The organism is Rossellomorea sp. GQ25, assembly GCF_059758515.1.
The window spans coordinates 25,035-39,475 of record NZ_JCAXEQ010000010.1; the positions used below are offsets into that span (position 1 = coordinate 25,035).

The following is a 14,441-nucleotide window of genomic DNA, read 5'->3' on the forward strand; positions in this document are numbered from 1 at the left end:
AGGAAAAAGAGAAAAAAAGGGGATCAGGGTATGAGGCTTCTCACATTTCCGCTGAAATTTATGTTCTATTATATTCTCGGATTGATCGGTATTTTAGCCGTGAGTATTGCTCCTGAAGTATTTAAGGAGAGGGGCCTGTACAATTTTGTCGGGTTCTTGGAAGAGTTTTTTAAGTTTGTTTTTGTATTTTTGGACGGTGAAAATTGGAGCTATTCCTATAAAGGGATAACAGTCGATTTTCTGGACATGCTTTGGGGACCTTATCTGTATTCTTTGCAGATTATCGGTGGAGCATTGGGATTAGGCCTGGGAATAGCATTCATCCTTACCATCTTCACAATGTTCTTGCCCCGATGGGTTTCTTCTTCTCTAAAGAAAGTATTAAACCTCTTTGAGACGGTGCCTGACTTAATGTTTGCGTTTATGCTCCAGCTTCTCATTGTCTATGTTATTAAATATTTTGGCGTGGAATTGATGAATTTCACGGAGTATGGGGAAGAAAAGATCTTTCTTGCACCAATCATCACATTATCGATAATTCCTATGATCTCTTTCTTTCGGATTCTTCTTTTTATCATGGAAGAAGAAATGCTTAAGCCACATATTGAGTTTGCCGAAAGTAAAGGCATGTCGAAAGGCAGAATCCTCTTTGCTCACGTATTGAAAAATATTTCTCCCAGCCTGTTTTATCATGGAAAGCTGATCATATGGGGGATGCTTTCGAGCTTATTCATCATTGAAACGATTTTCAATATGAGAGGAATCACGTATTATATCATCCAAGACTTCAGACCAATGGTCATAGCCATCTCACTGATTATGATATACACGCCTTTTTTTGTAGTTTATCAAGGTGTTTATCTATGGATTAATCGGGAGGGAAGCGTCGATCATACCAAATTTAAAAAGGATAAAATGAAGTGGAATGAATGGGAAATATGGAGCTGGCTTTCTACTATTAGACGGCTTTGGTGGCAGCATATGCATAATGGGAAGTTTGCTATCGGGTTTAGTGTCATCTTTCTCTTGATTGTTACCAGTTTCCTTTATCCCATGATGAAAGAAGAGCCGATTAAACAAATTCAGTTTATGAAGAACGATGAGGGACGAATCATCAGTGCCCCTCCACATAAGCCATTTGGAGAGATGATATTAGGGTCGGATTTCTTCGGGTATAGCATCCTCGATCAACTGATTATGGGGGCAAAGTATACCCTCCTATTTGCACTGGTTGTCGCTTCTCTAAGGGTGATAGGTGGATTCTATCTAGGTATTGCCTATCATTTTCATTTAAAAGAAAACAGGAAAAATTGGCTTGATCGTATGGTGGATTCCATTCATTTCCTTCCTTTAAGTCTCATTGCGTACCTTCTATTAAGACCGGTACTTTGGGGATTGCCCGTGTTAGGCTGGGATCACTCGATCTTTGAAAGACTCGTTTTTGAAGCTGTTGTGTTAACGATTCTGGTGCTGCCCTTAACGACGGTTTTAATAGGGAATGAACTGAGGTTATTGGGAAAACAGGATTTTGTTCTATCGGCGAAGCTCTTAGGGGGAAGCAATCGGCATCTGTTGTGGACGCATCTATTCCCTCATCTGGCACCAAGATTATTCATTATATGGGGGCAGCAGTTTATCCAAACGCTTCTCATTCTTGTGCATCTGGGATTATTTCATCTGTTTTTGGGTGGAACGATCATCACAGAAGGACTGGTACCCGACCCTCCAAAATCAGGAACATTTGAATGGTCAGGTCTGATCAGTTCAACTAAAGATTCCCTTATGACCGGAAAGTACTGGATTGTCATTGCTCCGTTAGCAGCCTTTATGATTGCCATTATTGCCATGCAGTTGATTGTGCAAGGTGTGAAGGAAATCCAGCAAACAAAGGTAGGGGTACTGGTGAACAAAACTCCAATTAAGAATAAACATAAGCTAGTCAAGAAGAAAACCTACCATCCAGTAGTGGAAGACTTTCAGTTTATTCGACAACAAACCTTTAAGGGATAGAGGAGGAAACAAAGATTGAGTAGAAAAAGTCCTAAATTACCACTGTCTGATGAAGAGAGGTCAACGCTTCGTAAAGAGAAAATCAAATTGGGAGACATCTTCGAATGGTCTCCCGATGTATTAAGTGAAAAACTTAACATCTCCCTGGATAGAGCCCGTTACTTAGTCGGCATGTCCATTTTTCAACGAATCCCGTCAATCGGACCGCAAATGGCGCATAACGTGGTTGAAGATCTTGGATTCTATTCTTACGAAGACATAAAGAACGAAAAGGGAGAAGACCTGATTATAGAATTGGAAAAGAAATACGGCGTCTGGATGGACCCATGCGTAGAAGACTCTCTCAGGTGCGTCGTCCACCACGCAAACAACCCAACTTCCACCAAAAACTGGTGGGACTTCACTAACCAAAGAAAAAACTACCGCCAAACCCACGGTTACCCCAGCGACCGCCCCACCAAAGCCTGGGATGAGGGACGGACCTCATAAACCCAAAGGCAGGAAGCCGGAATCAGCTTCCTGTCTTTATTTATATACATTCTCTTCGGGGACGGACCTCTTTCGTATATACTCCTCAAGATGGACATGATAAGGGAAAGGAGTGATGAAAGATGAGAATCCTATACATCTGTTTACTATTGCCGTTCTTTTTTCATGCTTCAGCTTCTGCAAGAAACATCCTGCCCCTTCCAGCCCACCATAATGAACTCGCGATCGTTATTGATGATCTAGGAAACGATATGAAGGGAACAGAAGAAATTCTGAACTTACCCGTCACCTTGACGATTGCTGTTATGCCATTCCTGCCAACAACAAGGGAAGATGCGGAAAAGGCACATGGGCGGGGGCATGAGGTCATCGTCCATGTGCCCATGGAACCGATGTCCGGGAAAGCAAGTTGGCTTGGACCAGGGGCAATCACCACTTCGCTTTCAAATGACGAAATCCGGAAAAGAGTAGAAAAGGCGATCGAAGAGGTTCCCTATGCAGTAGGAGTCAATCACCATATGGGCTCAAGGGCCACTGCCAATGAGAGGGTCATGAGAATCGTTTTAGAGGTATGCAAGGAAAAAGGATTATTTTATCTAGATAGTAAAACAACGGGAAAGAGTGTCATTCCGAAGCTTGCAAAGGAATTGGACGTTCCCTATCTTGAAAACGAATTATTCTTTGATGATGTCTATACCATCCAGCATATCGGAAAGCAAGCCAAGCTTCTTTCTAAAGAATTAGATGGTGACACCTCAACCATTGCCATAGGTCATGTCGGGGTCACAGGAATCAAGGTTGCCACAATGCTTGAAGAGTTTCTTCCTCTCTATGAGAAAAAAGCTTCCATTGTCCCACTGTCAGATTTAATACCTGAATATCATTTGATTGATGAGAGCATGCCTTGATGGTGTGCTTTTTCACTCAATTTGGCAACCGCCACTTTGTAAATCTTCCGTTAATTCAATGCTTATTTTTTTGTTATAAGAAGACTCTCCCTTATAATCAGAAGGTAAGAAGGAGATGATTCCATATGGATTATGCTATTGTGACGGGAGCAACAAGAGGCTTAGGCGAGTCGATTGCCAAGCTATTTATCGAAAAAGGCATAGGTTTGATCAATGTTTCCAGGTCAGATAATGAAAGACTGCAAAAGCTTGCCGGGGAAAAAGAGGTATCGTATGACTTCTTTCCATGCGATCTTGCACTATCAGGAGAAACAGAAGCGGTCTTCCGTGAAGTGGGAGCAAAAGTATTTGGATATCAACCGGGCAGAGTCTATATTGTCCAAAATGCCGGTGTGGTGACACCAATCAATCCGTCCGGTGAAGTAGAAAATCAAGCTCTTGAAACAAGTGTGCATGTGAATTTACTTTCTCCCATGATCGTTACCAATGAGATGATAAAAGCAGCCCGGGGGTCTAATTCGAAGATGATCATGATCAATATCAGCTCAGGAGCAGGAAGTCGTCCTGTTCACGGATGGAGTACGTACTGCGCAACCAAAGCAGGTGTGAACATGCTGACGGAAACCGTGAGCTTAGAGCTTTCTAAAAAGCATAGCCGACATCAAGTGATTGCCTTCAGCCCAGGTGTCATGGATACGGACATGCAAGGAGAAATCCGTTCCTCCTCTAAAGAAGCCTTTGCCGATGTCGAATCCTTTCAGCGCTACAAAGATGAAGGAATGCTTCGTGAAACAGATACGGTGGCAAATGCACTCGTTAGACTTGTAACAGAAAGTGAAATTGAAAGTGGTAAGCTTTATCATGTAAATGATTTGTTGTAAAAAAAGAAAGCAGATGAAAAAATCGTGGTGATAAACAATAATGATTAGTGGTGTTCACAATTTGGCACAATAAACTGCAAAAGTGGCACGAGTTAGCTCGAAAGTGGCACAACAGAAATAAAATGGACCTACTACTGAGGTTTGACGGGCAGAATCGAGGTTTATTAAGGGGAAAATGTTAATTATGTGGAGCACTTTTAACAAACAACACTGAAAGATTCTACGGATGGATAAATACGAAAAAAAATTCGCATAGTCTTTTCGTATATTATTATGTTGCTTTACGTAAATCACAATTTTTAATAACTATATTTTACCAAGTCTTTTTTCTAAGGGATTGTTTGTAAAAGCAAATGGTAGACTATGAAGTTGATTCTCGCTGCAGGTGCTCGACTCCCGCCCCGCGGAAAGTGAGCATCCTGTAGCGGAAATCAACCACTACTCGCTTAGTAACAAAGTTTACGAAAACAGTCTTTATCAAAAAAAAAGAGACAAACCCCAAAGGATTTGTCTCTCTAAATTATCTATTAAGATCGAACCGGGTTTGCTTCAGGTGCTGATTTACGTGTGAATTTCGGTAGTGCAAATCGAATGGCAATCAGCCCGCAAACAGCAATCAAGATCGGGTAGAAGGCATATGGGATGATGCTGGTCGGTGAAATGCCTGCTACTTCAGCCACTAACAGGACCTGTGCTCCGTAAGGGATTAACCCTTGAATCGAACAAGAGAAAATATCAAGGATACTGGCTGTTTTACGGGCATCTACCCCATAGTTTTCACTAATCGATTTGGCAAGTGGACCGGCAATAATGATTGAAATCGTGTTGTTTGCTGTGCAAAGGTTAGTAGAACTCACTAATCCTGCAGTAGCAAGCTGCGCTCCCTGAGGAGACTTGATTTTACGTGTAGCGTGATAAAGTAAAGCCTGAATCCCACCGTTATGACGGATGAGTTCGACAACCCCGCCAATCAGCACGGAAAGGATCACAATCTCTGCCATTCCAGTCATTCCATCGGCCACACTACCGAAATAACTGGCTGGAGTAAAGCTTCCATCTATGAATCCAATGATTCCAGCTAAAACAATTCCGCCTAACAAAACTACAAACACATTTAATCCTGCAAGAGCACCGATGATAACTCCAAGGTAAGGCAGAATTTTAATCCAATTAAAGCTTTCTGCTCCGACAGTCGATTGATTCCCCATAGTAAGAACAAGGAGAATCACCATTGTCATGATCGCAGCAGGTAATACAATAAAAAAGTTGACTTTAAATTTATCTTTCATTTCCGTTTTCTGTGTACGAACAGCTGCAATGGTCGTATCTGAAATGAATGATAAGTTATCTCCGAACATCGCTCCTCCAATGACAGTTGCCATGGCAAGGGGCAAAGAAATATCTGTCCCTGAACTAATCCCGACACCGATTGGCGCGAGTGCTGCGATCGTCCCCATGGATGTACCCATTGATAATGAAATGAAAGCAGCAATAATAAATAATCCCACAATGATCAAGTTACCAGGCAGTACTGAAAGGGCAAAGTTTACAGTTGAATCAACGGCTCCCATCTTTTCAGCTACTCCGGAAAACGCTCCCGCCAACAGGAAGATAAAGACCATGATCATGATATCAGGATGCCCGGATCCTTTAGCAAAACGCTCAATCTTAGCCGTTAACGTCTCTTTTCGATTCATCAACAGACCTACAACAGATGCAATGATAATCGATACTAGTACAGGAAAGGCATAAAAGTCTCCTGAAATGATGCCTGCTCCAAGGAACAGAGAAACAAATATGATCAAAGGCAGTAACGCCAATAGATTTCCTCTTTCTTGATTCATTCTAACACTCCTTAGTCGTCCAATTTACTAAAATACAAAAACCTCTTCCGGAATAAGAAGAGGTTTCAAAAGAACGAAACACTCCTCTTATCTTTCAAGCATTTCGCTTGCTGGATGTGGCACAGCACTCAAAACCTGAGTCCGCTGCCGAGACATCGCAGGGCCAGTCCCTCCGTCTCTCTGGATAAGAAGAATATCGTATTTAGTTGATTTAAAATATACTTCCATACTTTAAAGGGTTTACTCAAAAAAGTCAATCGGGAAATTTTTCTGTTTGCATGATACGGACATCAGCCTATTTCCTCCCTTACCAACAACAAAAGCATGACTTTATCCATAATAAGGCATAAACTCATAGACAATTGAACGTTCAAGGTCTACTATAAGGAAGACAAAAAACATCTTGGAGGATACGGTAGTGGAAAGAACTGTACGAAATCAAATTTTCACCTTACAAGGATTTTATTTATTAACGTTCTTCGGTGTTGGTAGTTTATATCCCTTACTCAGTGTGTATTTGAGCGAAAGCGTGGGGTTAAATGGTTATCAGATTGGAACGATCATGTCTGTAGGTCCCATCATGATGATTTTCTTCCAGCCTATTTGGGGAATGGTCAGTGACACGACCAATCGTCCCACCGTGGTTCTTGGTTTAACCTCTTTAGTAGCAGGGATCTTTGCACTCGGTTACTTGTTTATGGACTTTTACTATGGCCTGCTTATCGTGGCCATTCTAGTTGCCATTTTCCAAAGTGCAATCATTCCCGTTTCTGATAGTATCAGCTTGAAGTATACAAGTAAAGTCCGGTATAACTATGGAAATATCCGTCTGTTCGGCTCTTTGGGCTTTGGTATAGCAGTCTTTATGATGGGAAGACTTTCAGAAGGATTTATCGGGCCTACCATCATTTTTTACTCTTTCTTTATCTGTTTAGTCCTATCCGGATTTCTTTCCTTCCGGTTTCCGAAAGAGAGAGCGACAGCAAAGCTCGATTTAAAGGCAGGGATGAAGGAATTATTCACGATGAAAAAGTTCCTTATCTTTTTGGCGGTCACATTCTTAGTGTTCGGTCCGAATTTAGCAAACAATGTGTATTTCGGATTATTTGTTGAAGATTCAGGCGGAACGTATGCGGGAATTGGTCTCGCGTTCCTGATTGCAGTGTTATCGGAGGTTCCCTTCATGAGGATCGCAGGTGGATGGATTGATAAATTCGGTTTATTAACCGTCGCTGCCTTGGCAGGTGCTGCATCCATGCTCCGCTGGCTCTTTTACTTTACAGAACCAAGTCTATGGCTTGTCTATTCATCGGCTGTCATGCAAGGTCTTGCCATTGGCTTGTTCATTCCAGCCGGATTGCGCTACATTAAAGAAATCACGCCTTCCCACATTACAGCAACAGCCGTTACGGTATATTCAGCAATCGGAAACGGACTGGGGAATTGGTTCAGTACCTTTGTGGGCGGCTTTATCTATGAAACGTACTCCATTTACACGGTGTACTTATTCTTCGCAGTCCTATCCCTATTGGGTATTTTCCTTTGCTTCGTTCTTATGAAAGAAGAAAAGAAGAATGCACTCGCTTATTAATACATCAAGGTGCCTGAAGAGAACATTTCTCTTCAGGCGTTTTTTTGTTAAAGGTTCTTTTCGCAAGGTTTGTGGCTATCTTAGAGAAGAAAGTAGTAGTTGATTTCCGCTACAGGGTGCTCGCTTTCCGCGGGGCGGGCGGTGAGCCTCCTCGTCGATGCGCTCCTGGGGGTCTCACCTGTCCCGCTACAGGGCTTAGGGGCTCGAGGTCATAAGCCAATTCTGCCAAAAAGGCAAAAAGCGCCTTTCCGACAAACTCGTCTTATGCTTGTCGCCCCTGGTCAAAACCCTTCCGCTTTTCGTACTGTCCCGCTATTCCCGCAGGAGTCGAGCAACCTGCAGCGAGAATCAACTTTTTGAGCATGTCTCTTTTAAAGAAATAAATGATAATAACTAAATTTTAGCAAAGATTTCTTTTAAATTCTGTTTTCTACTTACATTGTTTTTTCTACAAACCTTTAAGCTCTGTCACGTAAATCTCTTATAGATGGTGAGGGGAACTGCGTAGACTCCTGCGGAAGTGCGGGCATGCCGAGACCCCGTTCGGATAAGCTGAGGAGGCTCGGCCGAACGCTAGCTGCAAGCAGAGCGGTTCCCCTCACCATCAAGCACACACTAATGGACAGAGCCTAGGCAGACCATATGTTAAAAAACAATAATCTTTACGAAAAGAAATTCTTGTTAAAAAATAAAAAAGGAAGGATTTGCCTCTAATAGTAGCCAATAGATATAATGAGAGAGAAAGAATAGCAAACAAAAAAGTCTTCTTAAAAGGTTTTGATAAACATGAATTGTGGTAGAAGAAGGATAAGTATTCATTGAAAATTATATAAATACCAGTTAGAATAATATTGTTAGAAAATTCTTTCAATTATAAAAACTAGAAAAGAAACATATTACATTTTTTGAAAAGGGGATTTTAAAATGGAAAATACATTTGTGTACTCAAAAGATAATGCAAACCTTGGAGATACCGTTCAATTCAAAAGAAAGAAACATGTAATCAATGGGGTGGTTACTACCCTTAGAGAAAATACGGTCATTGTCAAAATGGACAAGGATGTTGCGAAGAAGCTGGATTTACCGGACGATCAAACCGTCGTGTCACATAAAAACTATGTCGTCATAGAACGGGCAGAAATTGGCACACAACCTGTATTTGTATATGATGGGTGGAATAGCGCATTAAAAGCTTAAATTCCAGAATTCAAAGTAAAAGACCCTGACACGCCTACCATTAATATGGATTAGACGTATCAAGGTCTTTTTATGTGGACTCTGACACTCGTTAATGAAATGAATCAACTACAACCTAATTAATTTAATTTAGCTGCATATTCCTTCACCATTTCAATTGTGACAAGCTTTCTCTGTGGAACGACACCTTGACGGGCAAGGATATTGATTTCATTCGTCACTTGATTAATGGCATCCGTTAAAAACGGCTGATCATTCAAACAGAGCTGAACGGCTTCATCGATTGCTCTTTCTCTACGCTCATCCAATATCATAAATTGTTGTACCAGTTGATTTTGTTTACTTGAATGCTTCGTAATGTCTTTATGTACACTCATGATTTCATCCCTCTCTATCAATTACGCATTATATCCTCTATTATGCCTTCTCCCAGGCACTCATGGCAATGGCCAGAATATCACTTCTATAAGATAGGGGACAGGAGCCTTGAGATTGATTCTTTCACTTTGATCTTCATAGGTCTTTCATTATACTCTTCCATGGTTAATTCTCTACTCTTCTCCATATCTTTACTGAACACAGCGCTCAGACTTTCAGAGATAGTTTGATCATATAAAAAGGCATTTATCTCAAAGTTGAGGCGAAAGCTTCGTACATCAATATTTGCCGTTCCAACAGAAGAAATGGTTTCATCCACTACAATGGTTTTGGCATGAATAAAGCCGTTATCATATATATAAATTTTCGCTCCTGCCTTCAGTAACTCACCAATGTATGAATAAGTCGCCCAATACACAAATAAATGGTCCGGTTTGTTTGGAATCATAATCCGGACATCGACTCCTGTAAGAGCAGCAATTCTCAACGAATCCAGCAGGCTGACGTCCGGTATGAAATAAGGAGTTTGAATATAGATGGATCGTTTGGCAGATGAAATCATTTTAATATAGCCGTTTTTAATTTGCTCCCACTCAGAGTCGGGGCCACATGTCACAATCTGTACTCCGGCATGACCGGTAAAGGAAGGCTGTGGGAAGTATCGTAAACCGTAAGAGATCTTCTTCGAGCGGCTGGCTTGATTCCAATCCAGAATAAACCGGGTTCGCATGGCCAGTGAAGAGCTCCCCACAATCCGCAGGTGAGTATCACGCCAATAACCGAACTTTGGATTCAAGCCCAGGTATTCATCTCCAATATTAAATCCGCCTACATAACCGACCTTCCCGTCAATAATCACGAGCTTTCGGTGGTTACGATAGTTTAGGCGGAGATTGATGAAGGGAATTTTCGACGGGAAAAACACGGCCACTTCCCCGCCGGCTGCAAGAAGTTCTTTAAAGAAGCGTCTTCTTGTCCGCCGGGAGCCCATTTCATCGTATAAAACCCTGATCTTTACGCCTTGCTTTGCTTTCTCAGTAAGCTTCTCCAGGATCCGCTTACCTAAGTTATCTTTCTTAAAGATATAATATTGAATATGAATATGATCCTGTGCTGCGTCCATGTCTTTCAATAAGGAATCGAATTTGTCCTCCCCATGGGTGAACAATTGTATTTCGTTATCCTGGGTCAAAAGTGCTTCATTATTCATGAGGTGCATATAAATAAGGTCCTGATAGAGGGAGGACGTTTCATTATTAAAAGGGAATCGGTGTTCTTTCAGGGAGTGTATCTGCTTTTGAATTAAATCTTCAATGCCGATTTTCTTCATATCTTCCCAGTCGAATAATCGCTTTCTGCTTAAGTTCTGACCGAAGATTAAATAAAGAATAAAGCCTAGGAGGGGAATGAAAAACAGAACCATAAGCCAGGCCCAGGTCGCACCGGCATCTTTTCGCTCCAGGAAAATGATGGCGCCAGCGAGGACTATGTTAAGAACAAATAAAACCCCTAAAAGAGTAGATAGGATACTCATAGTATGTAAGGCTCCTTTAACTAGCTTTCTATAAGTAGTATACCTGAGAATGGAATAGAAAAAAATGACAAAGCAAAACAGAGCAGACTGTCAACCTGCTCTGTTCGGTAGGATTCTTTAATCATTCACAGCTTTTTTAGTCATTTCCCGTTCACGTGTAGGCCAGCTTTCGACACCCTTTAAACCAGGAATATCATCTGCATAGAAAATCGGGTCCAAACCTTGTCGACGCTGAGTCATATAGTTGTCTAAGGCTTTAAAAGCAATTGGTGCTAAAATACCGATGGCAATTAAGTTGGTAAGAGCCATTAATGCCATGGAGAAGTCTGCTAAGCTCCAAACAATATCAAGGCTTGCAACAGAACCGAAGATCACCATTCCTAAAGAAATGAAGCGATAAATCAAAAGTCCAGTCTTACTATTATTAATGAATGGAAGATTGGCTTCTCCATAATAATAGCTTCCAATGATGGAGCTAAAGGCAAAGGTGAAAATGGCAATCGCTAAGAAAATTCCAGCCCATGAGTTAAAGTGCTCAGACATGGCTGCTTGAGATAACTCGATACCCGTCAGCCCGGAACCGTACGCATCTGAAGTTAAGATGATAAACGCGGTTGCAGAACAAACGAGCAGCGTATCAAAGAATACACCAAGTGCTTGAATGAACCCTTGTTTGACCGGGTGAGAAACAGATGCTGTAGCGGCAGCATTCGGCGCACTACCCATACCAGCTTCATTGGAGAATAGTCCGCGTTTTACACCGTTCATTATCGCGGCACCAATTCCGCCACCAACCACTTGTTCAAATCCAAAGGCACTTTTGAAAATAAGTGCAATGACTCCCGGCATTTCCGTAATATTCGTAATGACTACAAATAAAGCCAACACAATATAGAAGGCCGCCATGATTGGAACAATGATGGAAGAAAAGGTCGCTATACGTTTTACGCCCCCGAAGATGATGAGTGCAGTCAAACCAGCTAACACAATTCCGATAACAAACGTATTAATTCCGAATGAATTACTGAAAGCTGTTGCGATGGTGTTACTTTGAACCGCGTTAAAGGTTGTCCCAAAGGAAAGGATGATGGTGATAGCAAAGATCGAACTCATCCATGACTTCCCCAATTGTTTCTTCATATAGTATCCGGGGCCGCCTTTAAATCCAACCTTATCCTTTTCTTTGTAAATTTGGGCCAGTGTACTTTCGACAAAGGCGCTGGCTCCTCCCAGAATGGCAACAAGCCACATCCAGAAGACCGCTCCAGGTCCCCCAATTGCTAAGGCAATGGCTACTCCTGCTAAATTACCTGTACCAATTCGAGTACCTGCTCCAATAAAGAATGCTTGCAGGGATGATATTTGCTTTTCCCCTTCCGCCTCGACCACATCTTTATCTCCTAATAATCGAAGCATTTCACCAAAGTAGCGAATTTGAACGAATTTAGATCCGATTGTGAAGTATAATCCTAAAATGAGAAGTACGCCTATTAAAATATACCCCCATAATAGTGAATTTGCTCCCGTGACTAAATTGTTTAAAGTATCCATGATAACCTCCTCAGAAATTTGTGTCGGTTACGTTTAATATTATCTGAAAATTTAAAATAAAAGTCAAGTTATTATCTGAATATTAAAATATTACCAGGAGTTATTTAGAAGGACGAACTATTTTGTCATAGTAATAAAGGTTTCTTTTGTAATTATGAGTCCAAAGTAGTAGTTGAATAAATTATGCTGAAATAATATATTTTTCTACATCCGAATAATTATTTTTTTATAAGGGATACACGTATCGGAATTTAGGGTTCATAAAAAAACGGATCACTGACTGATGGTCAGCGATCCGTTTTACATTGGTTATAGTGTCCTGCTTACCAATTCGGCAATCCAGGCGCATGCAACGGCGGCATAAGTTCCCACCACGTTACCTAGTATCCCCATCAATAAACCTACAGGGGCAAGAGAAGGCTGGAATACAGAGGCTACAACGGGAGCCGAGCTTGTTCCGCCGATGTTTCCTTGAGATCCTACAGCTACGAAGAATAGAGGAGCTCGTAGTAAGCGTGCCACTAAGAAAATGATGATCACATGAATGGCTAACCATACAATCCCCATTGCGACGTATTGAGGGGAATCCCATACATAAGCAAGGTCCGCTTTTGCTCCGATCGTTGCAAGCAGGAGATAAATTCCTGCGTATCCGATTTTACTTGCACCGTAGTTCTCAAGGGTGCGAATTTTAGTAAAGGAGAAGATGATTCCGACTGCAGAAATGATCATAATCGTCCACGTTCCAGCAGAGAGTACATTTGTGACCGGTAACGTTTCTGAGAACTTTCGTACAACGTAAGCTACACCGAATCCTAAACCAATAATGGCAGCAAGATAAGGAACCTCGATAGGTTTGGCATTTTTACGTTGAATTTCTCCCATATCCTCATTCACTTTACGGATGATCGAGTTATCCGCTTTGTTCCATTTATCGAATTTATGTTGGAATCCTGCCAGGGCAATCATGATTCCCATCCAGCTATATCCGACAACGGTATCGACGACAATAATAGGAGAAAGAATTTCTTTCGGTGTACCAGTAGCTTCAATCATGGCTGCCATATTGGCGCTCCCTCCAATCCAGCTTCCAGCAAGAGCCGCTACTCCAGTCCAGGCGTCCTCAGGAAGAAACGGCTGGAATATGGCTAAAGCGATGGGGCCTCCGATCACGACACCAAGAGTCCCGGCAAGGAACATCGTAATCGCTTTCGGACCAAGCTTTAATGTTGCGGGAACATTCGCAGAAAGAAGCAGCAATAATAATCCCACTGGTAATATGTAAGCCGATGTAAAGTCATATAAAGCTGACTGATCCGGAATGATTCCAAACGTTGTAGATAACATCGGAAGGAAATAAGTCCAGATTAATGGTGGAGCATAGTGAAAGAACTTCTGTAAGAAAGGATTCTTCGACTCCCCAAGAATGAACACAAGACCTACTAAGGCAGCTAAATAAGAAAAGATTGCCATAGGTTCTTGAATTAAGATAGTGTCAAAACGCCACCACATAGTAAAACCTCCTTAAAAATTGATAACAAGGTTTACTATAACATTGAAAACGGTTACTTTTTAGAATTTTAATAAGTGCTAATCTTTGACCAATACTGAATATAAAGTAGGGTCATTCAAGAACACGGGTGGAGTTACAGAGCATTTTTCTCAACAAAAAAAAGCCACAGGAATCCATGGCAACATCTTGATTGTTCATATGAAATAGAGATGTATGAATGCTTGTAATGAGGATTTTTAATATAGAAGGGTGGGATAAGGATTAATAATAATTCCAGAATCCTAAAGCGAATAATAAAATACCCGTAATCATTGAAATTCCAAATAACATAAATAAGAAATCAAGAATGCTGTCGGCGAAGACTCTTCTACGGTTCTCACTTTTAAAATGACGTACTTCCTTGCGATACGATCGTGCAGCACGACTCATAAAAAACCTCCTCCTCCATAAACATTATTTGTATTAACACATATTCGTTACAATTCAAGAAAATCCTTCCTCAAAGTGAAAAATATGCCGACTGGCCTATAACCAAGTCGAATGGA

The 14,441-nt window shown here is 41.4% G+C and carries 12 protein-coding genes and 1 riboswitch; of the genes, 6 read left to right on the forward strand and 6 right to left on the reverse strand.

The features are described 5' to 3' along the window. Window positions 1–30: 30 nt before the first annotated feature. From AC6CIB_RS21310 to AC6CIB_RS21325, 4 genes are all read left to right on the forward strand, one after another. Window positions 31–2,010 carry an ABC transporter permease subunit gene (locus AC6CIB_RS21310; protein WP_498284112.1) on the forward strand — a complete coding sequence of 660 codons (1,980 nt, stop codon included), beginning with the start codon at window positions 31–33 and terminating at the stop codon, window positions 2,008–2,010. 15 nt (window positions 2,011–2,025) lie between these two features. After that, a complete protein-coding gene (locus tag AC6CIB_RS21315; protein ID WP_498284114.1) occupies window positions 2,026–2,499 on the forward strand; it encodes a helix-hairpin-helix domain-containing protein in 474 nt (157 codons plus the stop codon). 122 nt (window positions 2,500–2,621) lie between these two features. Next, complete coding sequence (locus AC6CIB_RS21320) at window positions 2,622–3,407, forward strand: divergent polysaccharide deacetylase family protein (protein ID WP_498284116.1); 786 nt, start codon at window positions 2,622–2,624, stop codon at window positions 3,405–3,407. A gap of 125 nt (window positions 3,408–3,532) precedes the next feature. Then, entirely contained in the window at window positions 3,533–4,288 is a 756-nt protein-coding gene (locus tag AC6CIB_RS21325; RefSeq protein ID WP_498284118.1) for a (S)-benzoin forming benzil reductase, read from the forward strand. 527 nt (window positions 4,289–4,815) lie between these two features. Here AC6CIB_RS21325 and AC6CIB_RS21330 read toward each other — a convergent pair. Beyond that, the gene (locus AC6CIB_RS21330; protein ID WP_498284120.1) at window positions 4,816–6,132 is read right to left on the reverse strand and encodes a Na+/H+ antiporter NhaC family protein; all 1,317 of its coding nucleotides are present in this window, start codon (window positions 6,130–6,132) and stop codon (window positions 4,816–4,818) included. 84 nt (window positions 6,133–6,216) lie between these two features. Then, window positions 6,217–6,323: riboswitch (SAM riboswitch) on the reverse strand. Window positions 6,324–6,550: 227 nt separating this feature from the next. Between AC6CIB_RS21330 and AC6CIB_RS21335 the strand changes: the two genes are divergently transcribed. Further along, window positions 6,551–7,723: an MFS transporter gene (locus AC6CIB_RS21335; RefSeq protein ID WP_498284122.1), complete on the forward strand. Its 1,173-nt coding sequence runs from the start codon at window positions 6,551–6,553 to the stop codon at window positions 7,721–7,723. A 924-nt stretch (window positions 7,724–8,647) separates the two neighbouring features. Further along, window positions 8,648–8,920, forward strand: coding sequence for a DUF2187 family protein (locus AC6CIB_RS21340; RefSeq protein WP_498284124.1), 273 nt, complete (start codon window positions 8,648–8,650; stop codon window positions 8,918–8,920). Between the two features lie 119 nt (window positions 8,921–9,039). Here AC6CIB_RS21340 and AC6CIB_RS21345 read toward each other — a convergent pair whose 3' ends face one another. The 5 genes from AC6CIB_RS21345 to AC6CIB_RS21365 all read right to left on the reverse strand — a co-directional run bounded on the left by AC6CIB_RS21345 (window position 9,040) and on the right by AC6CIB_RS21365 (window position 14,325). After that, on the reverse strand, window positions 9,040–9,297 hold the full coding sequence (locus tag AC6CIB_RS21345; RefSeq protein ID WP_498284126.1) for a YpbS family protein: 258 nt from the start codon (window positions 9,295–9,297) through the stop codon (window positions 9,040–9,042). Window positions 9,298–9,383: 86 nt separating this feature from the next. Next, entirely contained in the window at window positions 9,384–10,832 is a 1,449-nt protein-coding gene (gene cls / locus AC6CIB_RS21350) for a cardiolipin synthase (protein WP_498284128.1), read from the reverse strand. A gap of 117 nt (window positions 10,833–10,949) precedes the next feature. Further along, complete coding sequence (locus tag AC6CIB_RS21355) at window positions 10,950–12,383, reverse strand: alanine/glycine:cation symporter family protein (RefSeq protein ID WP_498284130.1); 1,434 nt, start codon at window positions 12,381–12,383, stop codon at window positions 10,950–10,952. A gap of 309 nt (window positions 12,384–12,692) precedes the next feature. Further along, a complete protein-coding gene (locus AC6CIB_RS21360; RefSeq protein WP_498284132.1) occupies window positions 12,693–13,895 on the reverse strand; it encodes a DUF819 family protein in 1,203 nt (400 codons plus the stop codon). A 262-nt stretch (window positions 13,896–14,157) separates the two neighbouring features. Then, window positions 14,158–14,325, reverse strand: a complete 168-nt coding sequence (locus tag AC6CIB_RS21365; RefSeq protein WP_187443454.1) for a hypothetical protein — start codon at window positions 14,323–14,325, stop codon at window positions 14,158–14,160. Window positions 14,326–14,441: the final 116 nt, after the last annotated feature.